General features: G+C 62.2%; 28 protein-coding genes. 21 read left to right on the plus strand and 7 right to left on the minus strand.

Annotated elements, in window-relative coordinates:
* The first annotated feature begins 38 nt into the window (after nt 1-38).
* The 6 genes from NKI20_RS16040 to NKI20_RS16065 all read left to right on the plus strand — a co-directional run bounded on the left by NKI20_RS16040 (nt 39) and on the right by NKI20_RS16065 (nt 4,451).
* Nucleotides 39-746, plus strand: coding sequence for a metal-dependent hydrolase (locus tag NKI20_RS16040; RefSeq protein ID WP_023759275.1), 708 nt, complete (start codon nt 39-41; stop codon nt 744-746).
* 51 nt (nt 747-797) lie between these two features.
* The gene (locus tag NKI20_RS16045) at nt 798-1,184 is read left to right on the plus strand and encodes a hypothetical protein (protein WP_352831903.1); all 387 of its coding nucleotides are present in this window, start codon (nt 798-800) and stop codon (nt 1,182-1,184) included.
* Between the two features lie 130 nt (nt 1,185-1,314).
* Nucleotides 1,315-1,602 (plus strand): Asp-tRNA(Asn)/Glu-tRNA(Gln) amidotransferase subunit GatC, encoded by a 288-nt coding sequence (gene gatC, locus NKI20_RS16050; protein WP_023759273.1) that lies wholly within the window; start codon nt 1,315-1,317, stop codon nt 1,600-1,602.
* A 7-nt stretch (nt 1,603-1,609) separates the two neighbouring features.
* A complete protein-coding gene (locus tag NKI20_RS16055; RefSeq protein WP_352606210.1) occupies nt 1,610-2,065 on the plus strand; it encodes a GNAT family N-acetyltransferase in 456 nt (151 codons plus the stop codon).
* The gene (locus tag NKI20_RS16060) at nt 2,065-3,630 is read left to right on the plus strand and encodes an amidase (RefSeq protein ID WP_352831873.1); all 1,566 of its coding nucleotides are present in this window, start codon (nt 2,065-2,067) and stop codon (nt 3,628-3,630) included. The genes NKI20_RS16055 and NKI20_RS16060 overlap by 1 nt, the downstream gene beginning before the upstream one ends.
* Nucleotides 3,631-3,659: 29 nt before the next feature.
* The gene (locus tag NKI20_RS16065; RefSeq protein WP_352831875.1) at nt 3,660-4,451 is read left to right on the plus strand and encodes a YdcF family protein; all 792 of its coding nucleotides are present in this window, start codon (nt 3,660-3,662) and stop codon (nt 4,449-4,451) included.
* On the opposite strand, the gene NKI20_RS16070 is transcribed toward NKI20_RS16065, so the two are convergent.
* On the minus strand, nt 4,430-5,143 hold the full coding sequence (locus NKI20_RS16070) for a DUF599 domain-containing protein (RefSeq protein ID WP_352831877.1): 714 nt from the start codon (nt 5,141-5,143) through the stop codon (nt 4,430-4,432). The genes NKI20_RS16065 and NKI20_RS16070 overlap by 22 nt on opposite strands.
* A 442-nt stretch (nt 5,144-5,585) precedes the next feature.
* On the opposite strand from NKI20_RS16070, the gene NKI20_RS16075 reads away from it, so the two are divergent.
* The 4 genes from NKI20_RS16075 (at nt 5,586) to NKI20_RS16090 (ending at nt 9,016) form a co-directional block, all read left to right on the plus strand.
* On the plus strand, nt 5,586-6,989 hold the full coding sequence (locus tag NKI20_RS16075; protein WP_352831879.1) for an L-serine ammonia-lyase: 1,404 nt from the start codon (nt 5,586-5,588) through the stop codon (nt 6,987-6,989).
* A gap of 76 nt (nt 6,990-7,065) precedes the next feature.
* Nucleotides 7,066-7,503, plus strand: coding sequence for a DUF1489 family protein (locus NKI20_RS16080; protein WP_352606220.1), 438 nt, complete (start codon nt 7,066-7,068; stop codon nt 7,501-7,503).
* Between the two features lie 83 nt (nt 7,504-7,586).
* Complete coding sequence (locus tag NKI20_RS16085; RefSeq protein ID WP_352606222.1) at nt 7,587-8,318, plus strand: vWA domain-containing protein; 732 nt, start codon at nt 7,587-7,589, stop codon at nt 8,316-8,318.
* Nucleotides 8,318-9,016 carry a DnaJ domain-containing protein gene (locus NKI20_RS16090; protein ID WP_023759265.1) on the plus strand — a complete coding sequence of 233 codons (699 nt, stop codon included), beginning with the start codon at nt 8,318-8,320 and terminating at the stop codon, nt 9,014-9,016. Before NKI20_RS16085 ends, NKI20_RS16090 begins: the two co-directional genes overlap by 1 nt.
* A gap of 46 nt (nt 9,017-9,062) precedes the next feature.
* On the opposite strand, the gene NKI20_RS16095 is transcribed toward NKI20_RS16090, so the two are convergent.
* Entirely contained in the window at nt 9,063-10,487 is a 1,425-nt protein-coding gene (locus tag NKI20_RS16095; RefSeq protein ID WP_352831882.1) for a D-alanyl-D-alanine carboxypeptidase, read from the minus strand.
* 283 nt (nt 10,488-10,770) lie between these two features.
* On the opposite strand from NKI20_RS16095, the gene NKI20_RS16100 reads away from it, so the two are divergent.
* The 3 genes from NKI20_RS16100 (at nt 10,771) to clpA (ending at nt 14,203) form a co-directional block, all read left to right on the plus strand.
* A complete protein-coding gene (locus NKI20_RS16100) occupies nt 10,771-11,100 on the plus strand; it encodes a phasin family protein (protein ID WP_023759263.1) in 330 nt (109 codons plus the stop codon).
* A gap of 298 nt (nt 11,101-11,398) precedes the next feature.
* On the plus strand, nt 11,399-11,728 hold the full coding sequence (clpS, locus tag NKI20_RS16105; RefSeq protein WP_010909565.1) for an ATP-dependent Clp protease adapter ClpS: 330 nt from the start codon (nt 11,399-11,401) through the stop codon (nt 11,726-11,728).
* A 6-nt stretch (nt 11,729-11,734) separates the two neighbouring features.
* Nucleotides 11,735-14,203, plus strand: a complete 2,469-nt coding sequence (clpA, locus tag NKI20_RS16110; protein ID WP_023759262.1) for an ATP-dependent Clp protease ATP-binding subunit ClpA — start codon at nt 11,735-11,737, stop codon at nt 14,201-14,203.
* Nucleotides 14,204-14,415: 212 nt separating this feature from the next.
* On the opposite strand, the gene NKI20_RS16115 is transcribed toward clpA, so the two are convergent.
* The 4 genes from NKI20_RS16115 to NKI20_RS16130 all read right to left on the minus strand — a co-directional run bounded on the left by NKI20_RS16115 (nt 14,416) and on the right by NKI20_RS16130 (nt 17,412).
* A complete protein-coding gene (locus tag NKI20_RS16115) occupies nt 14,416-14,847 on the minus strand; it encodes an HIT family protein (RefSeq protein ID WP_352831884.1) in 432 nt (143 codons plus the stop codon).
* 92 nt (nt 14,848-14,939) lie between these two features.
* The gene (locus NKI20_RS16120; protein WP_352831886.1) at nt 14,940-16,154 is read right to left on the minus strand and encodes a GNAT family N-acetyltransferase; all 1,215 of its coding nucleotides are present in this window, start codon (nt 16,152-16,154) and stop codon (nt 14,940-14,942) included.
* Nucleotides 16,155-16,189: 35 nt separating this feature from the next.
* On the minus strand, nt 16,190-16,933 hold the full coding sequence (locus tag NKI20_RS16125) for a glycerophosphodiester phosphodiesterase (RefSeq protein WP_352831888.1): 744 nt from the start codon (nt 16,931-16,933) through the stop codon (nt 16,190-16,192).
* A gap of 14 nt (nt 16,934-16,947) precedes the next feature.
* The gene (locus NKI20_RS16130) at nt 16,948-17,412 is read right to left on the minus strand and encodes a RidA family protein (protein WP_352606234.1); all 465 of its coding nucleotides are present in this window, start codon (nt 17,410-17,412) and stop codon (nt 16,948-16,950) included.
* Nucleotides 17,413-17,550: 138 nt separating this feature from the next.
* Between NKI20_RS16130 and NKI20_RS16135 the strand changes: the two genes are divergently transcribed.
* From NKI20_RS16135 to tsf, 6 genes are all read left to right on the plus strand, one after another.
* Nucleotides 17,551-18,378: a cell envelope integrity EipB family protein gene (locus NKI20_RS16135; RefSeq protein WP_352831891.1), complete on the plus strand. Its 828-nt coding sequence runs from the start codon at nt 17,551-17,553 to the stop codon at nt 18,376-18,378.
* Nucleotides 18,379-18,486: 108 nt separating this feature from the next.
* Nucleotides 18,487-19,785, plus strand: a complete 1,299-nt coding sequence (locus NKI20_RS16140) for a lysophospholipid acyltransferase family protein (RefSeq protein WP_502898120.1) — start codon at nt 18,487-18,489, stop codon at nt 19,783-19,785.
* 59 nt (nt 19,786-19,844) lie between these two features.
* Nucleotides 19,845-20,123 carry a DUF4031 domain-containing protein gene (locus NKI20_RS16145; RefSeq protein WP_352606238.1) on the plus strand — a complete coding sequence of 93 codons (279 nt, stop codon included), beginning with the start codon at nt 19,845-19,847 and terminating at the stop codon, nt 20,121-20,123.
* Nucleotides 20,120-20,728 carry a LysE family translocator gene (locus NKI20_RS16150; protein WP_023759254.1) on the plus strand — a complete coding sequence of 203 codons (609 nt, stop codon included), beginning with the start codon at nt 20,120-20,122 and terminating at the stop codon, nt 20,726-20,728. Before NKI20_RS16145 ends, NKI20_RS16150 begins: the two co-directional genes overlap by 4 nt.
* 175 nt (nt 20,729-20,903) lie before the next feature.
* Nucleotides 20,904-21,692: a 30S ribosomal protein S2 gene (rpsB, locus tag NKI20_RS16155; RefSeq protein WP_023759253.1), complete on the plus strand. Its 789-nt coding sequence runs from the start codon at nt 20,904-20,906 to the stop codon at nt 21,690-21,692.
* Nucleotides 21,693-21,802: 110 nt separating this feature from the next.
* On the plus strand, nt 21,803-22,723 hold the full coding sequence (tsf, locus tag NKI20_RS16160; protein WP_352606242.1) for a translation elongation factor Ts: 921 nt from the start codon (nt 21,803-21,805) through the stop codon (nt 22,721-22,723).
* 21 nt (nt 22,724-22,744) lie between these two features.
* On the opposite strand, the gene NKI20_RS16165 is transcribed toward tsf, so the two are convergent.
* Entirely contained in the window at nt 22,745-23,671 is a 927-nt protein-coding gene (locus NKI20_RS16165; RefSeq protein WP_352831896.1) for a LysR family transcriptional regulator, read from the minus strand.
* 113 nt (nt 23,672-23,784) lie between these two features.
* Here NKI20_RS16165 and NKI20_RS16170 point away from each other — a divergent pair, with 113 nt between their 5' ends.
* Both NKI20_RS16170 and NKI20_RS16175 read left to right on the plus strand, forming a co-directional pair.
* Entirely contained in the window at nt 23,785-24,321 is a 537-nt protein-coding gene (locus NKI20_RS16170) for a nuclear transport factor 2 family protein (protein WP_352831898.1), read from the plus strand.
* Between the two features lie 27 nt (nt 24,322-24,348).
* Entirely contained in the window at nt 24,349-25,455 is a 1,107-nt protein-coding gene (locus NKI20_RS16175; protein ID WP_352831900.1) for an aldo/keto reductase, read from the plus strand.
* Nucleotides 25,456-25,614 lie beyond the last annotated feature (159 nt).

Genomic DNA, 25,614 nt, shown 5'->3' on the forward strand with positions numbered 1-25,614 from the left:
CTATCCTTTGGCAAGCCAAAAATCGAGGAGTGCGTTCCATGAAACTGACCTGGTATGGCCACTCGGCCTTTCGCATTGAAACCGCTGACGCCAAGATCCTCATCGATCCCTACCTGATCGGCAATCCGTCCTGGACGGGCGGCTGGGAAGGGCCCGCCGAGGGCGTCACGCATGTGCTGCTGACGCATGGACACAGCGACCACATCAGCGGCGCGCTGGAAGTGCTTGGCAAAAGCGGTGCCCAACTGGTCGCGAATTTCGAGATCTGCATGTACCTGGTCGGCAAGGGCGTCAGCGACAAGAAGATCAACCCCGGCAACATCGGCGGCACCGTCGATTGCGGCAGCTTCACCACCACGTTCGTCCAGGCGCTGCATTCCTCCTCGTTTGGCGAAGAGGGTGGTAAGAACGTCTATCTCGGCAATCCCGGTGGTCTCGTCCTGCACTTCCCGGAAGACAAAACGCTCTACCACATGGGCGACACCGACATCTTCTCCGACATGGCGCTGATCAACGAATTGCACGAGCCGAAGATCGGCATCGTGCCGATCGGCGACCGCTTCACCATGGGTGGCGCGGTGGCGGCACTTGCCTGCCGCCGGTTCTTCAAGTTCGAGACCGTGGTTCCCTGTCACTTCGGCACATTTCCGATGATCGATCCGACCGCCGATAAGTTCGAGGCCGGCCTGGAAGGATCCGGTGTGACGGTGGCATTGCCTGACATCGGAGAGACGATTACGATTTAGAAGTAGCCAAGGCGGAATAAATCGGTGTTGGGGCGATCTCTTTACGTGTCCATGTTTGTCGCGGCGTCGCCCGCGCTCGCCGCGGATGATTTCATCGAGGGCGTCTACCTTCAATCCGAGGAGCTTTGCAAACAGGCCAAAAAGGACACGCTGCAAACGCTTGTCGAGGCGGGGAACATCGTGCTTTCGGCGCTCGGCCTGCAAGGGGTCGAATACAATTGCGAGTTTATGCAGATCAGCAAGGCGACGGCCTCGCCAAGCTGGGCGGTGACGGCAATCTGCCAGGAGCCGGGCTATGTCTTTCCGGATGTCCTCTCGGTGACGCAAATCAACTCGAAGCAGGTCGATCTCGTGTCGGTTCGGCCCACCGATAGCGAAAGCGAGGCAAGCGGCAACAGCGGCAGCTACTATCTGTGCGAGGGCGTTGCCCTGCCGTAGACAGCACCTTGCCCTTGGACCGATGGCCGAGAGCCGGGCCGCCACCACGGTCCGGTCTGCCGCATGATGCATGTTGCGCACCGCGCGCGGCGCCGCTATAGCCCGAACTGGTTTTCCCCGAGGCAAAAACATGTCCGTCGATCTGCAAACAGTGAAGCGCGTCGCGCATCTCGCCCGCATCGCGGTGAATGAAGAAGATGCCGAGCGCATGACTGGCGAGCTGAACGCCATCCTCGGCTTCGTCGAGCAGCTGAACGAGGTCGATGTTTCCGGCGTCGAGCCGATGACCTCGGTGACCCCGATGGAGATGAAGAAGCGCCAGGACGTTGTCACCGACGGCAGCAAGGCGACCGATATTGTCGCCAACGCGCCGGCGACCGACGAGAATTTCTTCCTCGTTCCGAAGGTCGTGGAGTAGCGGGCCGATGGCAATCGAGATCGCCATCGAGACGCCGCTGCAGGACGACGTGCGCGGCCTGGTCCAGGAACTCAACGAAACCTTGCTCGAATTGACGCCGCCGGAGCACTGCTACCACCTGACGGTCGAGCAGATGGCCGGCGACGACACGACCGTTTTCATCGCCCGCGAGGATGGTCTCGCTGTTGGCTGCGGCGCGCTGAAGCGCCATGACGGCGCCATCGGCGAGGTCAAGCGCATGTTCACGCGGCCTTCGCATCGCGGCCGCAAGATCGGCGCCAGGATCGTCGAGCGGGTCGAGGCGCTGGCGCGCAATGAGGGACTGACGCGCCTGGTGCTGGAGACGGGCGATCGCCATCCCGCCGCGTGGACCGTCTACGAACGTGCCGGGTTTTCGCGCTGCGGCCCGGTACTGGATTATCCCGATTCCAAGTGGTCGGTTTTTTACGAAAAGAGCCTTTGATGAGCGACCTGACCCAGCTGACGATTTCGCAAGCCCGCGCCAAGCTGCGCGGCAAGGAGATCACCGCGACCGAGATCACCGAGGCCTATCTGTCGGCCATCGATCGCGCCAATCCGGCCCTCAATGCCTACGTCGCGGTGACCGGCGACAAGGCGCGCGACATGGCCAAGGCCTCCGACGCAAAACTGGCGAAGGGCGAGGGCGGTGCGCTGGAAGGCATCCCGCTCGGCATCAAGGACCTGTTCGGCACCGAAGGCGTCCATACCCAGGCCTGCAGCCATGTGCTCGACGGTTTCAAGCCGCGCTATGAATCGACCGTCACCGCCAATCTGTGGGCCGACGGCGCGGTCATGCTGGGCAAGCTCAACATGGACGAATTCGCCATGGGCTCGTCCAACGAGACGTCATATTACGGGCCGGTCATCAACCCGTGGCGGCGCTCGCGCCTCGACACTGTGGTGATGCCGACGACGCATCAGGGCGACGGCGGCTTCGTCTCGGCCGGCGGCACAAGGACCGCGCGCAGCCTGGACAATGCGCAGCTGGTGCCGGGCGGTTCTTCCGGCGGCTCGGCGACCGCGGTCTCGGCCTTCCTGTGCGCCGGCGCCACGGCGACGGATACTGGCGGCTCGATCCGCCAGCCGGCCGCCTTCACCGGCACCGTCGGCATCAAGCCGACCTATGGCCGCTGCTCGCGCTGGGGCATCGTCGCCTTCGCCTCGTCGCTCGACCAAGCCGGACCGATCGCCCGCGACGTGCGCGACGCCGCGATCCTGTTGAAGTCGATGGCGTCCGTCGATCCGAAGGACACGACATCGGTCGACCGGCCCGTCCCAGACTATGAGGCGGTGATCGGCAAGCCGATCAAGGGCATGAAGGTCGGCATTCCCCGGGAATACCGCGTCGATGGCATGCCCGAAGAGATCGAGGCGCTGTGGCAAAAGGGCATTGCCTGGCTGAAGGAGGCCGGCGCAGAGATCGTCGATATTTCCCTGCCGCACACCAAATACGCGCTGCCGGCCTACTATATCGTGGCCCCCGCCGAGGCTTCGTCCAACCTCGCCCGCTATGATGGCGTCCGCTACGGGTTGCGCGTGCCGGGCAAGGATATCGTCGACATGTATGAGAAGACCCGCGCCGCCGGCTTCGGCCGCGAGGTCAAGCGCCGCATCATGATCGGCACCTATGTGCTGTCGGCCGGCTACTACGATGCCTACTATCTGCAGGCGCAGAAGGTGCGCAATCTGATCAAGCGCGACTTCGAGACCGTCTTCGCCGCCGGCGTCGATGTCATCCTGACTCCGGCAACGCCGTCCGCGGCCTTCGGCATCGCCGATGAGGACATGGCTGCCGATCCGGTCAAGATGTATCTCAACGACATTTTTACGGTCACGGTGAACATGGCCGGCTTGCCGGGCATTGCCGTGCCCGCCGGGCTCGACGCCAAGGGCCTGCCGCTCGGGCTGCAACTGATCGGCCGGCCGTTCGACGAGGAAACCCTGTTCCAGACCGCTGCCGTCATCGAGCAGGCGGCCGGCACATTTCAGCCGGAAAAGTGGTGGTAAGCATGCCGCTCGTCCGAGAGCGATGAGCGATGTTCTTCTATTTTTCCAAGATATTCTGGTTTTTCATCCAACCGCTCAATTTGGCGATCTTCCTGCTGCTGGCGGGATTGCTCGCGGCGATGATCGGCCGGCGGCGGCTGGCGGTCACCGGCTGCGTGCTGGCATTTCTGATCCTTGCGCTGTCAGCCTGGACGTCGCTTGGCGCCATGATGCTCAACCCACTGGAAGAGCGCTTTGCGCGCCCGAAGCTGCCGGAAAAGGTCGACGGCATCGTCGTGCTCGGCGGCGGTTTTGAAGGCTCCATCAATCTAGTGCGCGGCGGCTACGAGCTTAACGGCAGCGGCGATCGGATGGTCGAGGCCGCGATTCTGGCCCGGCGCTTCCCCACTGCCCAGGTGATCGTCTCGGGCGGCACCGGCGAGTTGTTTCCCGACGGCGAGGGCGACGCCGCCACCGCGCCTCGTCTGCTCACCGCGCTTGGCGTGACGGCCGATCGCCTCATCCTGGAGAACAAATCCCGCAACACCTATGAGAATGCCGTCTTCAGCAAGGAATTGGTGACGCCGAAGCCCGGCGAGACCTGGCTGCTGGCAACCTCGGCCTTCCATATGCCGCGCGCCAAGGCGCTGTTCGACAAGGCCGGCTTTGCGACCGTTCCCTGGCCGGTCGACTATCGCACCTCGGGGCGGGAAGGCATCGGCCTGTTCCGCGACAATCCAGCCGATTCGTTGCAGGCTACCACCGTGGCGATCCGCGAATGGATCGGGTTGATCGCCTACTGGCTGTCAGGACGGATCGATCAGCCTTTTCCTGGCGGCTGACCGATCACCGCTTGCCTGGCCGCCGAGAAGAACTGGCGCCGCACCAGCACGGCCAGCAGCAACAGCGTCGACAACACGAACACCATGGGGTCTACGAACCAGCCGAGATAGCCGATCGAGAAGAACACGCCGCGCAGGCCGGCGTTGAAATGTTTTCCGGCGAGCATGTTCATCTGTGTCGCGCGCCAGACCGCCGTTTCGGTGACCGGATTGCGCGAGGCTTCGCCATGCGGGATCGGCACGGCGCCGATCAGAATCGTGCAGTAGTTGAACAGCCGATAAGCCCAGCCGAATTTAAAGAACGAAAACGCCAGGATCAGCACCAGTCCGAACACCTTTATCTGGAAGGCCGCGCGTGACGGAGCGCCGCCCAGGGGCAGATCGCTGAGCACTTCAAGAACCCGGTCGGACGCGCCCAGCAAGGCAAAGCAGCCGCCGATCGCGATCAGCGAGCTGGACGCGAAGAAGGCGGTGCCTTGCTGCAGACCGCTCATGATGGCGGTGTCGACGATGCGGATCTCGCGCTCGGCCATGGTCCGCATCCAGGCTTGCCGCTGTGCATTCATCGCCGTGGTCAGCGACACCCGGCTGGTCAGCTTGCCGTCGGAAGCGAGCGTGTGCAGCAGCCACGCGACGAGGAAGAAGGCCAGCGCCGCGAGATCGGCTGTCGAAAGCTCGATAGAATCGCCCATAGGATGAATCTATCACATCCGGTGCGGTCGCTTCGATGTCCGCAACCAGCGATCTAGGGCTTCGAATTCAGGTGAACAAAAGACCTGACGACGGCCAGTTCGGCGGTGTCGGCAGCTTTTGTGCCGGTAGCTTTTCACGATAGGAATTTTTTCTTGATTTCGTGACCTCAGCTATGGTACATGTTGGTCCATGGTGCTGATTTGTGCCAGTGACCCGCCGTACAGGCGGGTTTTTCGTTTGATGCTCCGTCAGCCAACGCGCCGGCGAAGGCTCCGAAGGAACCCCTTAACCCGAGTTCGTAGCCTTGACCAGCGATCGGCATCAATGTCGCTGCCGGAGCAAACAAGGTCGGCGGGTGCGGCGCCGCGGTTTCCAAAAGAGCGGAAACATCTGGGAATTCCTATATGTAGTCCTCGACCTGACTCCAGGAGACAACGCCGCGTGTTCCTTTCGGTTTTCGACCTGTTCAAGATCGGCATCGGACCCTCGAGTTCTCATACGATGGGGCCGATGACCGCTGCGGCGCGCTTTCTCGATGAGGTCGCGGGAAATGACTGGCCGCGCCCGGCGGGCGTGAAGGTCGATCGGCTTGGCGCCAGCCTGCACGGATCACTCGCCTATACCGGCATTGGCCATGGCTCGGATCGCGCCGTCGTGCTCGGCCTTGCCGGCCTGACGCCACAGACGGTCGATCCCGACCAGGCCGATGGCATTGCCGGCCGCATCGCCGCCGAAAAGCGCATCTCGCCGCCCGGCCATCCCTCCTATCGCTTCGATCCGGCAACCGATCTGGTGCTGGACCGCAAAACTCCGCTCACCGGACACGCCAACGGCATGGCGTTCTACGCCTATGATTCAGGCGGCCGCCTGCTGCTCAAGCGCATCTACTATTCGATCGGCGGCGGCTTCGTGGTTTCGGAAGAAGAACTGCAGCGGATGAAGGCCAAGGGCTCGGTGACATCAGAAGGCAAGAAGGTGCCTTATCCGTTCAAGAACGCGGTCGAGATGCTGGCCATGGCCGGCAACAGCGGCCTTTCCATCGCTGACATGAAGCGCGTCAACGAGGAGACGCAGATGTCGCGCGAGGAGCTCGATGCCGGCCTTGACGACATCTGGAGCGCCATGAAGGGCTGCATCGACCGTGGCCTGTCGCAGGACGGCATCATGCCGGGCGGATTGAAGGTGCGCCGCCGCGCGCGCATGCTGCATGACAAGCTGCAGGAGCAGTGGCAGCAGAACAGGCCCAACCCGCTGCTCGCCAATGACTGGCTGTCGATCTACGCCATGGCTGTCAATGAGGAGAATGCCGCCGGCGGTCGCGTCGTCACCGCGCCGACCAACGGTGCTGCCGGCACGCTGCCGGCGGTGCTGCGCTACTGGCTGCATTTCCATCCCGAGGCCGACCAGCCTAGCATCCGCGACTTCCTTCTCACGGCAGCCGCGGTTGGCGGCATCATCAAGACCAACGCCTCGATCTCGGGCGCCGAGGTCGGCTGTCAGGGCGAGGTGGGGTCAGCGTCGGCGATGGCGGCGGCAGGCCTGTGCGCCGTGATGGGCGGCACGCCTGAGCAGGTCGAAAACGCCGCCGAGATAGCGCTCGAACATCATCTCGGCATGACCTGCGATCCCGTCGGCGGGCTGGTGCAAGTGCCGTGTATCGAGCGCAATGCGCTGGGCGCCGTCAAGGCGGTGACGGCCGCGTCGCTGGCCATCAAGGGCGACGGCATCCATTTCGTACCGCTCGATGCGGCGATCGAGACCATGCGCCAGACCGGCCTCGACATGAACGAGAAGTACAAGGAAACCAGCCTTGGCGGGCTCGCCGTCAACGTCGTGGAATGCTGAGGGCTGGCCTAACTGCTACTGTGGAGAAGTCGGTCATGCCGTTGACGCGTCCCCGCGGCGGATTAAACTTTAAGCCATGTCTCTCAATCTGATAAAACTGTGTGTAGGCTGCGACAGCGTTGAGGATCTCGAAGAGTGGATCGCCTTCCGTCTCGACGAACGGCGGCGCGCCGGTGAGCCGGTCGAGCAATATCACACCACCCGTATGATGCCGACGCGCGGTGCCGAAGTTACCGATGGCGGTTCGCTCTACTGGGTGATCAAGGGCAATGTGCAGTGCCGCCAGCTGATCACCGAGATCCGGCCATTCACGGACGGTGAGGGCATCGGCCGTTGCCACCTGATTCTCGACCCCGAAGTTATTCGAACCGACTGGCAGCCGCGGCGGGCCTTTCAGGGCTGGCGCTATCTGAAGCCGGCGGACGCGCCGGCCGATCTCGGCCAGGGCAAGGCGGGGCTGATCGAGATGCCGCCGAAACTCAGGCGCGAGCTTGCCGATCTTGGTCTGCTCTGACCCCAGAGAATTCAAGCCTCTGGCCCTCAATGTTGCCTTGGGAAGGGCTTGCAAGCGGTGGCACAGCGCCACATCTTGTTTCCATGAACGACAAGAAGCAGCCCGTGCCCGCAAGGGCCAATCCTGCGCCGGTCAAACCTCAATCCAATGCCGGCGAGATCGAAGCCTTTCTTCGGCAGGCAAGGACGCTGGCTGCCTCGGCGAAGGGGTCGGGCGGGCTGATCCTTTCGCTCGACGCGACGATGAGCCGCCAGCCGACCTGGGATCTGGCGTGTGAGCTGCAGGGCCAGATGTTCGATGCCGTCGGCAAGGCCGGAATCCTCAGTGTCCAACTGGTCTATTTTCGCGGCCTGGGCGAGTGCCGTTCGTCCGCTTTCGTGACCGATACCAGTGCCTTGAAGCAGTTGATGACGCGTATCCAATGCCGCAGCGGCCACACCCAGATCGGCAAGGTGCTGACGCACGCGCTGAAACAGACCGCTACGGCCAAGGTCAATGCGCTGGTCTATATCGGCGATGCCATGGAAGAAAACATCGACGATCTGGCCGAAAAGGCTGGCAGCCTCGGCCTGCACGGCGTGCCTGTCTTCGTTTTCCAGGAAGGTCATGATTCCGGCGCAGAAAAAGCGTTTAAGGAAATCGCCCGGTTGTCCAAAGGGGCTTGGTTCCGATTTGATAGGCGGGCTGCCGCGACTCTAGCCGAACTGCTTTCGGCGGTTGCGGTGTTTGCAACCGGCGGGCTGGCGGCGCTCGAGGCCAGAGGCAGGCCGGAGGACCGGCTGATGATTGAGCATCTGCGGGGCAGCGGGAACTGATGGGCGCGGTTATCTTATTCGTTGCATTGCTTCTGGTGCTTCTCGGCGCGGTGACCATCTTTCTGCGCGCCGATCCGGGAAAACTGGCGAGCGGAATGCGCACGCTCGGGCCGGTTCTCCTGGCGCTGGTCGGCGTCACTTTGCTTGTGGTCGGGCGCGAAGGCATCGCCGGCATCATACTGGCCGCGGCAATTGCCTGGTACAGTTCTGTGCGGATGAAACACCAGACGGCCAGACCGGTGCAGGGCAAGCGTTCGACGGTGCGTACCGCCGCATTGGAAATGGAGCTTGATCACGCTACTGGCGGCCTGGAGGGCCTTGTGCTGGCCGGCCGCCATGAAGGCAAGATGCTTGGTGCGATGGGATTGGCCGAATTGCAGCACCTCTACCGGGAACTCTCCGGCGACCCGGAGAGTCGACAGCTGCTAGAGACGTATCTTGACGGCAGATTTCCCGTCTGGCGCAAAAACACTGATGCGGACGGTGGCGAAGGGTTGGGTGTTGCGCCAGGTTCGGGCGCCATGACTAAGGAGGAGGCCTACAAGGTCCTTGGTCTTGAAGCGGGGGCCGCCGCGGCGGATGTCCGCAAGGCGCACCGCCGCCTGATGCAGCGCCTCCACCCCGATATCGGCGGCACGTCTTTCCTGGCGGCGCGGATTAACGAAGCCAAGGACGTCTTGCTCTCCAACCACAACTAGTCTCCTTCGACGCAGAAATTTTCCGGGAGATGGCTTCCACGCCGTCCTACTGCTGGACGGCGTAGCACTCGATGTTCTTCTTCTTCAAAGCAGTGCAGGTCTTCCAGGCGGCGGTCTTCGAACCAAAGCCACCAAAGCGGGCCCGGTAATAGGTGACCCCGTCCTTGTCGAAGGCGACGGTGAAGCCGGACGCGTCGGCCAACACGTTGGGTGCCTTCTTGGCGGCCTTGTCGAGGAAAGCCTGGGCTTCAGACTGTTTCGGCGACGAGGCGACCTGAATGGCCCAGCCCGACGGCACCGACGCCGTGCTGACCGGATCGACAGACGCAGCCGGCGTCGGCTCGGCTGCCGGCTCGGCGTAAGCAGCGACGACCTGGGCAGTGGCAATTTGAGGGGCCGAGACGATGACGGTCTTGACCTTCTTGGTCTTGACGACCGGGGCTGCCTCTTCGGCCTGCGCGGTATCGTCTTCAGCGACGGTGGCGTCCTCGGCAACTGTGGCATCGTCTTGTGCCACCATCGGCTTGTCGTCCGGGGTCGGCGCGTCGTGCTTGGGCAGGAGCACCTTGGCAAGCGCAGTGACCGGGTTGTTGCCGCCGGCCTTGGCAACCAGATCGCCGTCGCCTCGGGTAGAGGCCCTCGGCAAGTAGGTGTTGATCAACATCGCCATCTGGTTATCGCGGCTGCCGCCGGAGGTACCGCCCATGACCACGCCGACGAGGCGGCGATTGCCGTCGGAAACCGACGAGACGAGATTGAAGCCGGAGGCGCGGGTGTAGCCCGTCTTGATGCCGTCGACGCCCTTGATGCGTCCGAGCAGGCGGTTGTGGCCGTTGATGCGCTGGCGCCCGTAGAGAAAGGAACGCTGCGAGAAATAGCCGTAGTACTGCGGGAAATGCTCCCTCAGCGCGATGCCGAGCGTCGCCATGTCGCGCGCGGTGGTGAACTGGCCGGGATCGGGCAGGCCGTTGGCGTTGCGAAACACGGTGCCGTTCATGCCCAGCGCACGCGCCTTGGCGGTCATCATGCGGGCGAAGGTGGCTTCGTTGCCGCCGAGCATTTCGCCGAGCGCGGTGGCCGAGTCGTTCGCTGACTTGGTGACAATCGACAGGATCGCGGTCTCGACCGTGACAGAACCGCCCGGCTTAACCCCGAGTTTCGTCGGTGCCTCGGCGGATGCATGGGCCGAAAACACGACTGGCGAATTCCTGCTGATCTTCCCCTTCGCCAATGCTTCGAAGGTCAGGTAAAGCGTCATCATCTTGGTCAGCGATGCCGGATAGCGCCTGCCGTCGGCGTCTGCCGAATACAGCACCTTGCCGGTCTTGGCGTCGATGACGATGGCCGCCGACCTCGCCGCCAGCGACGAGGCAACGTCGCCGCAAACGAATGCCATCGCCATCGCGATGATCATGATCGTTTTGAGAGGGGAGGTGGATTTGGAAACGATGCCCAACAACGCCTTACGCACTGGTATTTCCCTTGGATTCTTCGTTGCGCTGGAGGCGGCAAAGGGTCCTGCCTCGCTTCCGGCCAAGCTACCGGGGCAGCGTTACCAATCCGTTTATGGTAACCGCCGCGTTCACCATTTTCTTCGAGCTTGAAGCTCTCTTTATTCGATTTTTAGCCATTGGCTGCGCAGGCGGGTTCGCGCGCCGGTGGAATATTGACTTTTGTGCGGCGCACAATATATTAAGGTGCACTGCACAAGGGCGCCCCGAAGAAGGACGCCTCAACCGTCAAGGGAATTAGAAATGACCCAGACCTATGAGGACTTCAGCAAATACGGCAAAGAGTTTGCCGACACCGGATTGAAGAGCTTCGCGTCGCTCTCCAAGGGCGCCCAGGCGATCGCCACCGAGGCTGGCGAATACACCAAGAAGAGTTTTGAGTCAGGCAGCGCTACTATAGAGAAGCTGTTTTCGGCCAAGTCGCTGGAAAAGGCGATCGAGATCCAGTCGGATTATGCCAAGCAGTCCTACGAGGCGTTCGTCGCCGAGGCCACCAAGATTGGCGACCTTTATGCCGAACTCGCCAAGGAAGCTTACAAGCCCTTCGAATCGATCGTTGCCAAGGCGAAGTAATTTTCGCCCGGGCGAATTAACTTCGTCCAGACACGACCCTGAGTTGGCCCTTTGGGGCCCGTAGAAAACCCGGCAGCGGAAACGCGGCCGGGTTTTTCATGTCAACTGCCGATCAAAGGCCTCGCGCCCCTTCACGATTGCGAAAATCGTCCAAGTTTGGTCACCTAGCCATATTGTCAGCTAAACAGAAGGGCTTAAAATCGTCCATCGAACACCTACATGTCGAGTTCGCATGGGGATTCGAAAGAGGCAGGAATACGTGACGATCGGTTTGACTGCCACGAGATGCGTGGTGCGGATGCAAAACGGCGGCGGCGACGGCAATGAGGCCGGCCGCGGGACGGCCGTCATCACGCGCACGAAAACCAAAACCAAGAAGCCCAGCCTTTATCGGGTCCTCATCCTCAACGACGACTACACTCCCATGGAGTTCGTGGTTCACGTGCTGGAGCGTTTTTTCCAGAAGGACCGCGAAGCCGCCACACGCATCATGCTTCATGTTCACAATCATGGAGTGGGCGAGTGCGGGGTCTATACATTCGAGGTGGCCGAGACCAAAGTGTCCCAGGTCATGGATTTCGCCCGACAGAATCAGCATCCGCTGCAATGCGTGATGGAGAAGAAGTGAGGTAACATGCCGGCTTTCTCCCAAGGCCTGGAAAAGGCGCTTCACCAAGCGCTGACGCTCGCCAATGAGCGGCACCATGAATACGCAACCCTTGAACATCTGTTGCTCGCGCTCATCGACGACACCGAGGCGGCTGCCGTCATGCGCGCCTGCAATGTCGATCTCGATGAGCTCAAGCATACGGTTCTCACCTATATCGACACCGAGCTCGACAACCTGGTCACCGGCTACGACGAGGACTCCAAGCCGACGGCCGGTTTCCAGCGCGTCATCCAGCGCGCGGTGATTCATGTGCAGTCATCGGGCCGCGAGGAAGTGTCGGGCGCCAACGTGCTCGTCGCCATCTTCGCCGAGCGCGAGAGCCATGCCGCCTATTTCCTGCAGGAACAGCAGATGACCCGCTACGACGCGGTCAACTACATCTCGCACGGCATTGCCAAGCGTCCGGGCGCGTCGGAAACACGCTCGCCGCGCGGCGCCGAAGACGAGCAGGGCGGCCAGAACGGGGCCGAGCCGCAGGAGGAAGGCGGCAAGAAGAAGCAGCAGCAGGACGCGCTGACAGCTTATTGCATCAACCTCAACAACAAGGCCAAGGCCGGCAAGATCGACCCGCTGATCGGCCGCGAGTCCGAGATCAACCGCACCATCCAGGTGCTGTGCCGCCGCTCCAAGAACAACCCGCTCTATGTCGGCGATCCCGGCGTCGGCAAGACGGCGATCGCCGAAGGCCTGGCCAAGCGCATCGTCGAAGGCGATGTTCCCGAAGTGCTGCACAACGCCACCATCTTTGCGCTCGACATGGGCACGTTGCTGGCAGGCACGCGCTATCGCGGTGACTTCGAGGAACGGCTGAAGCAGGTCGTCAAGGAGCTCGAGGACTACCCAGGTGCTGTGCTGTTCATCGACGAGATCCACACGGTGATCGGGGCAGGGGCCACATCAGGCGGCGCCATGGACGCGTCGAACCTGTTGAAGCCGGCCTTATCGTCGGGTGCGATCCGCTGCATCGGTTCGACCACCTACAAGGAATTCCGCCAGTTCTTCGAGAAGGACCGCGCCCTGGTGCGACGCTTCCAGAAGATCGACGTCAACGAGCCGACCATCGAGGATGCCATCGCGATCATGAAGGGCCTGAAGCCCTATTATGAGGAATTCCACAAGGTGAAGTTCACCAACGAGGCGATCAAGGCCTCGGTGGAGCTGTCGGCGCGCTACATCAACGACCGCAAGCTGCCGGACAAGGCGATCGACGTGATCGACGAGACCGGCGCCTCGCAAATGCTGGTGCCGGAAGCCAAGCGCAAGAAGACCATCGGCATCAAGGAGATCGAAGCCACGATCGCCACCATGGCGCGCATCCCGCCGAAGACGGTTTCTGCCGACGACGAGAAGGTGCTGCAAGGCCTCGATATCGAGCTGAAGCGCGTCGTCTATGGCCAGGACACCGCGATCACCGCGTTGACCTCGGCCATCAAGCTGGCGCGTGCGGGCCTGCGTGAACCGGAAAAGCCAATCGGTTCCTACCTGTTCTCCGGCCCGACCGGCGTCGGCAAGACCGAAGTGGCCAAGCAGTTGGCCGCCTCTCTCGGCGTCGAGCTGATCCGCTTCGACATGTCGGAGTACATGGAACGTCACACCGTATCGCGGCTGATCGGCGCGCCTCCCGGCTATGTCGGCTTCGACCAGGGCGGCCTTTTGACCGATGGCGTCGACCAGCATCCGCACTGCGTGCTGTTGCTGGACGAAGTCGAGAAGGCGCATCCGGACCTGTTCAACATCCTGTTGCAGGTAATGGACCACGGCAAGCTGACGGACCACAACGGCAAGCAGATCGACTTCCGCAATGTGATCTTGATCATGACCACCAATGCGGGTGCGTCGGATGCGCAGCGCGCGGCGATCGGCTTCGGCTCGACCAAGCGCGAAGGCGACGATGTCGAGGCGATCAACCGCCTGTTCACGCCGGAGTTCCGCAATCGTCTCGATGCGATCATCCCGTTCGGCTCGCTGCCGGTACCGGTTATCCATCAGGTGGTGCAGAAGTTCGTCATGCAGCTCGAGGCCCAGCTTTCCGAGCGTGGCGTCACCTTCGACCTGTCGCCGGATGCGATCGCCTGGCTCGCCGACAAGGGCTATGACGAACGCATGGGAGCGCGGCCGCTCGGCCGGGTGATCCAGGAGCACATCAAGAAGCCGCTGGCCGACGAGGTGCTGTTCGGCAAGCTCAAGAAGGGCGGCACGGTGCGCGTCACCGTCGAGAAAAAGGAAACCGGCGAAACCGGCCTGAAGCTCGAATCGCTCGCCGACGAGGCGCCGGTGAAGCCGAAGAAGGAAGAGCCGGAAGAAACGCCGAAGCCCAGAAAGGCCGTGGCGAAAAAGCCCGCGGCCAAGAAGCTGGTGGCTCAGAAGCCCGAAGCCAAGGGCAAGGACGGCGGCAAGCGCAGCCTCGTGCCGCAACTGCCCAGAAAGAACTGACCTTGATGGAAGTCGAAAAAGCCCCGGAGACGGGGCTTTTTCATTGGAGCGAGAGCTGCTTGTCGGTGTTCGCTGCCCGGTCGAAATCATCATGAAGAGGTGTGCGGCCAGAGCGCTGCCAGCGGCTGGAGCAAGGCATCGCACGGCCGAGTCCGATCGAGCGATGGGCTCAGCCCGACTAAGACTGTTCCAGTTTGCCGGCGATTGCGGTGTCAGCTTTGCAGTGCCGCCCGTATCTTTTCGGCGTTTTCGGCCAACACCTCCGGCTTTTCCATCGCGCCCGTGTGTGGCTTCAGCGGGATGCCGTCGAAGCGCGGGATGACATGCACATGGAGATGATAAACGGTCTGGCCCGAGGCCGGCTCATTGAACTGCATGACGGTGACGCCGTCGGCGCCGAAGGCCTTTTTCACCGCCTGCGCCACTTTCTGAACGACCGTGAAAAGCGGGCCGAAAATTGACGGATCGGCGTCGAGCAGGTTGCGCGACGGCACCTTTGGCACCACAAGCGTATGGCCAGGCCCCTGCGGCATCACATCCATGAAAGCTATGAACGCATCATCCTGGTAGACGCGGTGCGAGGGTATTTCGCCGCGCAGGATCTTCGCGAAGATGTTGTCGGTGTCATAGGCGGTTTCAGCCATGGCAAATGCTCCCGATTGTGACTTTTGGTGTAGCGAAGCCGTCGAAAGTCGGCAAGACGATCGTCGATCCTGCCCTGCGGGCAGCCGGGTCGCTATTCCTCCAGATCCTTGCGGAACGGGGTATGCTCTTCGAGATATTCGCTCATCCGCTCCACCTCATGGCGTTCGCGCTTGAGATAGTCGGCAACGGCGTTGCGCAGGCCGGGATGGGCGATGTAGTGCGCCGAATGCATGGTCACCGGCCGGTAGCCGCGCGCCAGTTTGTGCTCGCCTTGCGCCCCTGCCTCGACCACTTTCAGCTTGCGCTCGATGGCGAAGTCGATCGCCTGATGGTAGCAGACCTCGAAATGCAGGAAGGGATGATCCTCGATGCAGCCCCAGTTGCGGCCATAGAGTGCGTCGGAGCCGATGAAATTGATGGCGCCGGCAATGTAGCGCCCGTTGCGCCTGGCCATTACCAGAAGGATGTCGTCGGCCATGCGCTCGCCGATCAACGAAAAGAACTGCCGGTTGAGATAGGGGCGGCCCCATTTGCGGCTGCCGGTGTCCATGTAGAAGGCATAAAAATCGTCCCAGGCCTTTTCGGTGATGTCCTTGCCGGTCAGCCGGTCGATCGAAATGCCATCTGCAAGCGCCTCGCGCCTTTCCTTCTTCATCGCCTTTCGCTTGCGCGAGGCAAGGGTGGCGAGGAAATCGTCGTAGGTTGAAAAGTCTTCATTGAAGAAATGGAATTGCTGATCGGTGCGGCGCAGGAAACCTGCCGCTTCCAGCACCTTCACGTCGCTCTCTTGCGCGAAGGTGACATGCGCGGAAGAGACGCCGAGTTTTTGCGTGACCGCTTTCAGACCCGCCGCGAGACCGGCCTTCACCGTGGCGCTGTCCTCGCCCTTGCTGACCAACAGGCGAGGGCCGGTGACCGGCGTGAACGGCACAGCACTTTGCAGTTTGGGATAGTAGCGGCCGCCGGCCCGCTCGAAGGCATCCGACCAGCCATGATCGAAGACATATTCGCCCTGGCTGTGCGACTTGAGATAGCAGGGAACCGCACCGAGCAACGTGCCTTGCCCATCCTCCAGCCTGAGATGGTGGCCCTGCCAACCGGTGCGCCGCACGGCGCAGCCGGAATCCTCAAGCGCGCTCAGGAAAGCGAATGAAACGAGTGGGTTGTAGCCGTCTTCTGCGTCGCCGCGCGTGGTCCCACCGAGGCTGTTCCATTCATCGCAGGTGAAAGCGCCGATGCCCGCTGCGATGCGGATCGAATAGTCCGCATTTGCTGTTTGGCCATCGCCCTCGTCGCCTTGATCCATGAGGCTTATTTAAGCTCCGTCCGGTTCGGTACAAGTCACGTTTCAGTCCCGCAGGCAACTTTGACCAGATCGGGTTCGAACCCTTCGAATGTCATCTGGTCGGCGTATCTGAAGGTCAGGTCGACAGCCGGCTGGTCATGTACGGTCCAGGTGATGACAGGCATTTTCAGCTTTTCACGCACGAAGCTGACGAACCGGTTCGGCAGGTCACCGGCGGCATAGGAGGTGAAGGCGATCTCGTGCGCAAGCATGGCGAAATGCGCTTCGATCAACCTGACGTCGTTGCCGTAGGCGGTGAGTCCCCCCGGGATACCCGGCGCGTCCTTCGGGAAATCGCGGATCAGCCAGTGGTCGAACGACATGATCGCGGCTTTGCCCTTGTAGCGCTTGAGCATCTTGCCGACGCTTGCCACCAAGCCTTCGTCATAGCCTGGCACGCCCTTCAGTTCGACGACCAGCGGCACGCGGCCATCGATCAGGTCGAGCACTTCCTGCAGCGTCGGCACATGGTCTGCCGTGCCACCGATCTTGAGCGCCGCCAGTTCCGCCGCGCTGCGCTGCCAGACGAAGCCGTCCTGGCCGGTCAGGCGCTTGAGATCGCCATCATGGATGATGACGGGAACGCGGTCAGACGACAGGTGCACATCGCATTCGATGGCATAGCCACGCTCGGCCGCGGCCGCAAAGGCGGAAAGCGTGTTTTCCCAGCGCTTCTTGTTCATGTCGTGAAAGCCGCGATGGGCGACGGGCCGGGCGGTCAGCCAGGATAGGTCGGTCATATCTGTCCCCTGGCTCATTCGACTTCGAAGACGGCTTCGATTTCCACTGCGGCATTAAGCGGCAGGCAGGCGGTGCCGACAGCCGAGCGTGAATGCTTACCGCGTTCGCCGAGGGCCGCAACCAGGAAATCGGAGGCGCCGTTGGCAACCAGATGCTGTTCGACAAACTCAGGTGTCGAAGCCACGAAAACGGTGATCTTCACCAGCCGGCGGATTTTCTCGAGGTCGCCGAGCGCTGCCTTGGCCTGCGCCAGGATGTTGATCGCGCAGTGCTTTGCCGCGTCCTTGCCGCCTGCCGTGTCGACATCGCGGCCAAGCAGTCCGCTCGCCTGCAGCTTGCCATCCTTGAGCGGCAACTGCCCGGCGGTGAACAGCAAATTGCCGGTCCTGCAATAGGGCACGTAGTTGGCGGCGGGCGCGGCGGCGACAGGAAGCGTCACGCCCAGATCGCTTAGCCGCTTTTCGATTGTTTCACTCATGGTATTTCCCTATTGCTTGGTGACGCCGCGCTGGCCGGGCCGAAATTGCTATTTTTGCCTCGCTTCCGCCATGACTTTTTTTAAGCTGGACCATCTTTCCCTGCGGCATGCCATCAGCCGCTACGATCGGAGTACCTTATGCGCGCAGCGCGCCTTGCATTCCATGCCGTCCTGTTGTCGGGGATCTTCTCGATCGGCCCGGCCTTTGCCGCGCCGGCGCTGCAAGCCCACCGCGCCGTCTACGACCTTACCCTGAAAAAGGCGTCCGATCAGTCTGGCATCACAGGCATATCCGGTCGGATGGTCTATGAGTTCAACGGCTCTGCCTGTGAGGGCTATACGGTGAAATTCCGTTTCGTGACCCAGATCGTGACCGCCGACAACACCAGGCTGACCGACCAGCAGACAACCACTTTTGAGGATGCCGAAGGCAAGACATTCTCGTTTGTGACGAAGTCCTTCGTCGATCAGAACCTCGACAAGGAGGTCAAGGGCATCGCCACGAAAGAGACCACGGGCCTGAAGGTGGATATCGACAAGCCGGAAAAGAACAGCGTCGAGCTGTCGACCACCCAGTTCCCGACCCAGCATCTGGTCGAACTGATCGGCAAGGCCGAAAAAGGCGAGAACTTCTACGAAACGAACCTGTTCGACGGATCCGAAGATGCCAACAAGGTGATGACCACCACCGTCGTCGTCGGCAAGAAAACCGATGCCGACAAGGCCGATCCGGAGGCTCCGGCACTGGCGAAGCTCGCCACCGAAAAGTACTGGCCGGTCGACATCGCCTATTTCGACGACACCGGCAAGACAGGCGAAGAGGTCCCGGAATACCGCATCAGCTTCAAACTGCATGAGAACGGCATCACCCGCGATCTCACCATGGACTATGGCGACTTCTCGATGACGGGCAAGCTGGTCAATCTGTCGCTGTTCGACCAAACGAAAGCCTGCCCGACGAAATAAGGCTTCGATCCGGACCGGTTAAGCATGCCACGCCGTGGCGAACGACTTGAACGTGCCGCAATTTTCTCTCAACCTCTCCCTAGCGTCCAGGCGCAAGGGGGGAGCAGCTTGAGCAAGATCGATGTCTTCGTTGCGCCGAGACCTAGCCGGTTACTGATCAGGGCCATGACATCCGTTAACCGGATCGTCATGCTGCGCGGCATTCCCGGATTTCGCGATCTGTTGCCGTTCAACCGCCTAGCCGGTTTGCGCGGCGTCTCCAATGTCCGCCACATCGACTTGCCCGACGCCGACCTTGAGCGGCTGAAGGCCAGTTGCGGGACGGGGAAGGCGACCTTCATCACGCCCAATCACCCCGAGTTCTTCACCGACTGGATGATCGACAAGGAGATCGTCTCGCAGGTCAGCCCGCTCACTGCGTCATGGGCGACGAATGGCGTCGTCAACGGCCTCGGCAGAATGATGCAGAAATTCTGGCTGGCCAACAATCTGATCGCCCAGATTCCGGGCAACAGCGGGGCGGCTAAGGAACACTCCATCGCCTGGGCCTTGAAGGGCCATGGCGTGCTGCTGCATCCCGAAGGCGGCGTCGGCTGGCATGCCAATGTCGTTGCGCCGCTGCTGCCGGGTGCCGTCGAGATGGGGCTTGAGGCTCTCCGGCGCGGCCGGGCCACGGATCCGGATTTCAGGGTCTGGATCGCGCCGGTCGTCTGGAAGCTCGCCTTCACCGGGAATGTCGAAGCGGCGCTGGCGAAGGAATGCGCCTATGTCGAGAAAAGCCTGAAGATGGAACGCCAGGCGACCGACACACTGCCGCAGCGCATCCACCATGTCTATTCGACGCTGCTGACCCGCGATGAAGCCGCCTGCGGCATACAATCCGACGAAGGCGCGACATATGCCGAGCGCCGGAAGGCGTTGGTCACCGAGCTCGGCCACCGGCTCAGGGAGAGCATCTCGGCCGACACTGCCAGCATCGATACCGCCGAAATTCTGCGTCGGGCGCGTCGCTGGCAGCGCGAAAAAGCCGGCGATGCCGATGGGCAAAAGGAGGTTCGCGCGCTCGCCGACACCATTCAGAGGCTACAACGCGTTGGGCCCTGGGCGTCGGCCAACCCGCGCATCACCCAGGAGGAGATCGCCGAACATCTGAAGCGGATCCGCAACGACTATTGCCGGAACGGACTACGTGACACGATGAACCGGTTCGTTCCGCAGCCGGCCGGGCCGCGTTGCGCCCACATCCGGGTGCCGGAGGCGCTGGGCCTGCATGCGTATGCGGGCTCGATCGATGATGCGGTTGCCGAACTGCACCGTCGCATGCAGGAAGCCGTCACCAGCACCGTGACCGAGCTTGCGGCCAAAGGCAGCTTCATTTTCTATCCGAATCCATTCTATCGTCACTGACATCCGGACGGGCCATGTGGCCGACTGTCGTGAAAGATGGAAGGCAGACAGCAAGCTTCATGGCAGTCTATGTCGACGCAGCGATCTGGAATTGGGCTGGCCATCGCTGGTGCCATCTGTTGGCCGACGACACCGACGAACTGCATCGCTTCGCCGCGGAACTGGCGATCAAGCGTTCATCCTACCAGGGGCCGCCGAAGACATCGGCGCCGCATTATGACATAACCGGCTTCGAGCGCGACCGTGCGGTGCGGCTCGGCGCCATCGAATGCAGCCGCGAGGAGATCGTCGCGATCTTTCGGCGGGTGCGGGTGCCGAAGGGAAAGGTCCGATCGTGACGCTGACAGCATTTCTGACTTACTGCGCTGCGATCACTCTTGCCGCCGCGACGCCGGGACCGGCGATGTTCGCGGTCATCACCAACGGCGTGTCGCGCGGGTTCCTTCGCGCGTTCATGGCTGGAGTCGGTGTTGCCGCCGGCGATGCCGTGCTGGTCACACTGGCATTGCTCGGACTGGTGGCGCTGGCCCAGACGTTCGAATGGATTTTCCTGTTGCTGAAATATGCGGGTGCTGCCTATCTGATCTTTCTCGGCGTCAGGATGTGGCGCGCTGCCGCGCAATCGAATGAGCCGCAGGCGACGCAGGCAAGATTGTCGCGGTCGTTCTTCCTCGGTGCGTCTATTGCACTCGGCAATCCGAAGGCGATCCTGTTCCACGCCTCGATCATGCCGCTGATCCTGAACCTCGACACCATGACCCTTGCCGACGGCCTGCTGGTGATCCTGGTCGTGATCAGCGTCAACATCCTCACTATGGGTTTCTATGCTGCGCTCGCGGGCAGGGCTTCGGGCTGGTTCAGGACGCCGAGGCGCATGCGACTGATGAACCGGTTTGCCGGCAGTGCCATGATCGGCACCGGGGCGCTGATTGCCGCACGCTGAGCGTGAAGCGCCACACGGCTTGCGTTTGTCGCGTATCCCCTCTATATGCGCGCTCATTCCACACACGGACTTTGGTGTCTGCCCGGGAGAAATCCGGCTGAAACCTCCGGTGGCGTTCGAGGACAAAGTCCAAAAATGCCTGTGTCCGTGGAGGCTAACCGGAAAGGAACTTTGAATGGCACTGCCTGATTTCAGCATGCGCCAGCTTTTGGAAGCTGGCATTCACTTCGGCCACCAGACCCACCGCTGGAACCCGAAGATGGCGCCCTATATCTACGGCGCACGCAATAACATCCACATCATCGACCTCTCGCAGACGGTGCCTTTGCTGCACCAGGCGCTGAAGCAGGTTTCCGACACTGTCGCCAAAGGCGGCCGCGTGCTGTTCGTCGGCACCAAGCGCCAGGCGTCCGACATCGTCGCCGATGCGGCACAGCGTTCGGCTCAGTACTATGTCAACTCGCGTTGGCTCGGCGGCATGCTGACCAACTGGAAGACGATCTCGAATTCGATCCAGCGCCTGCGCAAGCTCGACGAGATGCTGGCCGGCGAGGCCCAGGGCCTGACCAAGAAGGAGCGCCTCAACCTCGATCGCGAGCGCGAGAAGCTCGACAAGGCGCTGGGCGGCATCAAGGACATGGGCTCGACGCCCGACCTGATGTTCGTCATCGACACCAACAAGGAAGCGATCGCCATCCTCGAGGCCAAGCGTCTCGGCATCCCGGTTGTCGCCATCATCGATTCGAACTGCGATCCGGACAAGATCGACTTCCCGATCCCCGGCAATGACGACGCGGCCCGCGCCATTCAGCTCTATTGCGACCTGATCGCCAAGGCTGCCATCGACGGCATCGCCCGCCAGCAAGGCGCGCTCGGTATCGACATCGGCGCTTCGGTCGAAGCCCCGGTCGAGCCGGCGCTCGAGCCGGCCCCGGCCCCGGCGTCGGAAGCCCCCGAAGCTTGACAAGCGAAGGCCGGTTGCGGCCTTCATCTTTCTCATATTTTGGCACGCTAAACAGACGCATCATCGAATATCGATGGTGCGTCGGTGCATTTAAAACCAAAGAGGCGACAATGAGCATTTCGGCTGCACAGGTCAAAGAACTCCGCGACTTGACCGGCGCGGGCATGATGGATTGCAAGGCGGCGTTGACCGAGACCAACGGCAACATGGAAGAAGCCGTCGACTGGCTGCGCAAGAAGGGTATTTCCAAGGCCGACAAGAAGGCTGGACGTACCGCGGCTGAAGGCCTGATCGGCGTCGATTCCGGCGTTCGCGAGGCTGCCGTGGTAGAAGTCAATTCGGAGACCGACTTCGTTGCCCGCAATGCCGCGTTCCAGGAAATCGTCGCCAAAATTGCCAAGGTTGCCCTGGCCTATGGCACGACAGAAGCCGTGGCTGCCGCAAAGTATCCGGGTTCGGACAAGTCGGTAGCCGATACAATCAAGGACGCTGTCGGCACCATTGGCGAAAATATGGGCTTCCGCCGTTCGGCCAAGCTGACCGTTCCGCATGGCGCAGTCGCCACCTACGTCCACAACGCGGTTGCCGATGGTCTCGGCAAGCTCGGCGTTCTGGTCGCCATCGAGACCACGGGCAACGAGCATGCAGCGCATGCTTTCGCTCGTCAGGTCGCCATGCATGTTGCCGCCACCAATCCGATGGCGCTGACCGCTGAGCAGATCGATCCGGCCGCGGTCGAACGCGAGAAGGCGATCTTCTCCGACCAGGCACGCCAATCCGGCAAGCCGGAAGCGATTATCGAGAAGATGGTCGAAGGCCGTCTGCGCAAGTTCTACGAGGAGGTCGTGCTGCTGAAGCAGGCTTTCGTGCTCAATCCCGACATCACCGTCGAGAAGGCGCTGAAGGATGCCGAGAAGGACATCGGCGCGCCGGCCAAGATCACGGCTTACCTGCGCTTTGCGCTGGGCGAGGGCATCGAGAAGGAAGAGACCGATTTCGCGGCGGAAGTCGCGGCCGCGGTCAAGAAGTAAGCCGCTAACCGGCTTTTCGAATTAGGCAACTCGGCCGGGCGCTCGCGAGGGTGTCCGGCCGATTTCTTGTGCGACGTCGACGAAGGCGCGCAGCTTAGGCGCCATTGCCGCCCGGCGCGGAAAGTAGAGAAACAGGCCCGGCTCCTCGATTGCCGATTGCGGCAGCACCTGGACGAGTCGCCCCGCGGCCAGGTCGGCGCGCACCAGCGGCTCGAACACATAGGCCAGTCCCGTCCCCGATAGCGCCAGGTCGATCGCCGCGAGGGAATCGGTGACGACGGCGGTGCCGCGCGTTTCCACGGCCACGTCCTTGCCGTCTTCGGCTAAATCCCAGCGATAGATTGCGCCGGATCGCACCAGACGGTAACCGATGCAATTGTGGGCGGCGAGATCGGCCAGGCTGCGTGGGCGGCCATGCCGGCCGATATAGGCTGGCGAAGCGACGATTACCACTTGGAATGGTGGCGTCATCCGGATCGCAATCATATCCTGCGCGATCATTTCGCCAAGCCTGATGCCGGCGTCGAAGCCTTCGCCGACGATATCGACCAACCCTTCGTTGGCAAAGATCTCCACCGTCACATCCGGATAGCGCTCCGCCATTGCCGTCACTACCGGCGTCACCGCCATCGGGACGGCGATGTGCGAAACATTGATCCTGAGTAGGCCGGCCGGGCGACCCTTGATGCCGCGAATGCGCTCCATCCGCTCCGCGATATCCTGTAGCGCCGGCTCCGCTGTTGCGACAAGCGCCTGACCAGCCTCGGTCAGCGATACGCTGCGTGTCGTACGGGCGAACAGCGGCTGGCCGATCCGCTCCTCCACCAGCCTGACAGCATGGCTGACCGCCGAAGGGCTCATGCCGAGTTCGGCGGCCGCAAGCGCAAAGCCGCCGCGTCGCGCAACGGCGACGACAACAGGGAGGTGGCTGAGCAGGTCGCGATCCATTCATGCATGATATCGCACAGTCCATACGAATAATGCAATCTTAACGATGCCGGCCTGCTGTCCCACATTGTCGCCAACAGATCGGCGGCGGGCCAGGGCAAAGGAGAAGAGACATGAATGCATTGAGATATGCCACCTTCGCGGCAGGGATTGCGCTGGCGCCGGTCGATGCCGGCGCGGCTGAGCCGTCCCGCGAAATGACGCTCGCTGATGAGCGCGCCGTCATCCGCATCGCCGATGCCATCGATCGCGCCGTCGATGCCCAGGATTGGCGTCTCGCCCGCAGTTACTTCGCCGACCGCGTCACCGTCGACTTTAGCAGCCTGAGCGGGCAGCCTCCCGCCACCATCGCTTCGGACGACCTGATCGGGACCTGGGCAGCGAACCTCAGGGGCAGCAAGACCAGCCTGCATCTGCGCACCAACCACCAGGTCACCATCGACGCCGACGCCGCGACCGTGTTGTCCAACGGCTATGCCTGGAACCGCATGGAAGGCAATGGCGATCCGCTCTGGGAAGTCTGGGGCACCTACGAACACCACCTGACCCGTTCAGGAGCCGGCTGGAAGGTCGACGGCTTCACATTCCGTATGACGCATGAGCGCGGCAACCCGTGGGTCAAGACGACCCCCGGACAGGACCGGCGTTGATTATTGGAACGGGTTTGGAATGACATCATGACTATGTCCTATTACACCCTTGGCAACAGCGGACTTCGTGTCACCCGGCTCGCACTCGGCACCATGACCTTCGGCACCGAATGGGGCTGGGGCGCCGACAAGGAAACGGCGAGCGCCCTGGTCGATGCCTATGTCGAGGCCGGCGGCAACTTCTTCGATACGGCCGACGCCTATACCGGCGGCACCTCCGAGACCTGGCTTGGCGAATTCATCGCCGAGCGCAGCCTGCGCGACAGAGTGGTGATCAGCACCAAGTTCAGCATGAATCTGGAGCAGGGCAATCCGAATGCCGGTGGTAATGGCCGCAAGAACATCATGCGCGCCGTCGAAGGCTCGCTGAAGCGACTCAGCACCGACTACATCGACCTCTATATCCTGCACGCCTGGGACAGGCTGACTTCGCCCGAAGAGGTGATGCGGACGCTGGACGATCTGGTGCGCGCCGGAAAGATCCGCCATGTCGGCCTCTCCGACGTCCCCGCCTGGTACGCAAGCAGGGCGCAGTCCGTCGCCGAACAGCGCGGCTATGAGCCGGTTTCGGCGCTGCAGCTCGAATATTCGCTGGCCGAGCGCAACATCGAGCATGAATTCGTGCCGTTCGGCACGCGCTACGGCGCCGGCATCATGGTCTGGAGTCCGCTGGCCAGCGGGCTGCTAAGCGGCAAATATCGTTCAGATACAATCAACAAGGCTGGCGGCAGGCTAGAGACGATGCGCGGCTCGACCAATCCCGGCTTCCAGAAATTCACCGACCGCAACTGGGCAATCGTCGCCGAACTGGAGAGGGTTGCCGGCGAACTTGGCCGTGGGATGGCCCAAATCGCCTTGAACTGGGCCGCGACACGGCCCGGTGTCGCATCGGTGATCATTGGTGCGACGAGGCTCGATCAGCTCAAGGACAATCTTGGCGCGCTCGATTTCGAGATTCCCCAGGAGCTGCTGGCAAGGCTCGATGCGATAAGCCAGCCGGTCACGACGTTCCCATACTCGTTCTTCGGTCCGGAAATTCAGGGTGGCCTCACCGGGGGCCAAGCAGTCGGCGACAAGCCCGCCGGCTACTTTCCGGACCTGCTGATGAAAGGCGCATTTGCCGGCGTGAGTTGACGAGAGGCGTGACAATTCCGGGCCGGGGGGGGGGGGGGGGGGGGGGGGGGGGCGGGGGGGGGGGGGGCGGGGGGGGGGGGGGGGGGGGGGGGGGGGGGGGGGGGGGGGGGGGGGGGGGCGGGGGGGGGGGGGGGGGCGGGGTGGCGGGGGGGGGGGGGG

Origin of the sequence: Mesorhizobium sp. M0830 (assembly GCF_040319965.1) — a bacterium.
In the GTDB taxonomy this organism is placed as follows: domain Bacteria; phylum Pseudomonadota; class Alphaproteobacteria; order Rhizobiales; family Rhizobiaceae; genus Mesorhizobium.

Coding starts and splice junctions, on each gene's coding strand:
- NKI20_RS16040 (WP_023759275.1), top strand. CDS start 39: ATGAAACTGACCTGGTATGGCCACTCGGCCTTTCGCATTGAAACCGCT.
- NKI20_RS16045 (WP_352831903.1), top strand. CDS start 798: ATGTTTGTCGCGGCGTCGCCCGCGCTCGCCGCGGATGATTTCATCGAG.
- gatC (WP_023759273.1), top strand. CDS start 1,315: ATGTCCGTCGATCTGCAAACAGTGAAGCGCGTCGCGCATCTCGCCCGC.
- NKI20_RS16055 (WP_352606210.1), top strand. CDS start 1,610: ATGGCAATCGAGATCGCCATCGAGACGCCGCTGCAGGACGACGTGCGC.
- NKI20_RS16060 (WP_352831873.1), top strand. CDS start 2,065: ATGAGCGACCTGACCCAGCTGACGATTTCGCAAGCCCGCGCCAAGCTG.
- NKI20_RS16065 (WP_352831875.1), top strand. CDS start 3,660: ATGTTCTTCTATTTTTCCAAGATATTCTGGTTTTTCATCCAACCGCTC.
- NKI20_RS16070 (WP_352831877.1), bottom strand. CDS start 5,143: ATGGGCGATTCTATCGAGCTTTCGACAGCCGATCTCGCGGCGCTGGCC.
- NKI20_RS16080 (WP_352606220.1), top strand. CDS start 7,066: ATGTCTCTCAATCTGATAAAACTGTGTGTAGGCTGCGACAGCGTTGAG.
- NKI20_RS16085 (WP_352606222.1), top strand. CDS start 7,587: ATGAACGACAAGAAGCAGCCCGTGCCCGCAAGGGCCAATCCTGCGCCG.
- NKI20_RS16090 (WP_023759265.1), top strand. CDS start 8,318: ATGGGCGCGGTTATCTTATTCGTTGCATTGCTTCTGGTGCTTCTCGGC.
- NKI20_RS16100 (WP_023759263.1), top strand. CDS start 10,771: ATGACCCAGACCTATGAGGACTTCAGCAAATACGGCAAAGAGTTTGCC.
- clpS (WP_010909565.1), top strand. CDS start 11,399: ATGCAAAACGGCGGCGGCGACGGCAATGAGGCCGGCCGCGGGACGGCC.
- clpA (WP_023759262.1), top strand. CDS start 11,735: ATGCCGGCTTTCTCCCAAGGCCTGGAAAAGGCGCTTCACCAAGCGCTG.
- NKI20_RS16115 (WP_352831884.1), bottom strand. CDS start 14,847: ATGGCTGAAACCGCCTATGACACCGACAACATCTTCGCGAAGATCCTG.
- NKI20_RS16120 (WP_352831886.1), bottom strand. CDS start 16,154: ATGGATCAAGGCGACGAGGGCGATGGCCAAACAGCAAATGCGGACTAT.
- NKI20_RS16125 (WP_352831888.1), bottom strand. CDS start 16,933: ATGACCGACCTATCCTGGCTGACCGCCCGGCCCGTCGCCCATCGCGGC.
- NKI20_RS16130 (WP_352606234.1), bottom strand. CDS start 17,412: ATGAGTGAAACAATCGAAAAGCGGCTAAGCGATCTGGGCGTGACGCTT.
- NKI20_RS16135 (WP_352831891.1), top strand. CDS start 17,551: ATGCGCGCAGCGCGCCTTGCATTCCATGCCGTCCTGTTGTCGGGGATC.
- NKI20_RS16145 (WP_352606238.1), top strand. CDS start 19,845: ATGGCAGTCTATGTCGACGCAGCGATCTGGAATTGGGCTGGCCATCGC.
- rpsB (WP_023759253.1), top strand. CDS start 20,904: ATGGCACTGCCTGATTTCAGCATGCGCCAGCTTTTGGAAGCTGGCATT.
- tsf (WP_352606242.1), top strand. CDS start 21,803: ATGAGCATTTCGGCTGCACAGGTCAAAGAACTCCGCGACTTGACCGGC.
- NKI20_RS16165 (WP_352831896.1), bottom strand. CDS start 23,671: ATGGATCGCGACCTGCTCAGCCACCTCCCTGTTGTCGTCGCCGTTGCG.
- NKI20_RS16170 (WP_352831898.1), top strand. CDS start 23,785: ATGAATGCATTGAGATATGCCACCTTCGCGGCAGGGATTGCGCTGGCG.
- NKI20_RS16175 (WP_352831900.1), top strand. CDS start 24,349: ATGACTATGTCCTATTACACCCTTGGCAACAGCGGACTTCGTGTCACC.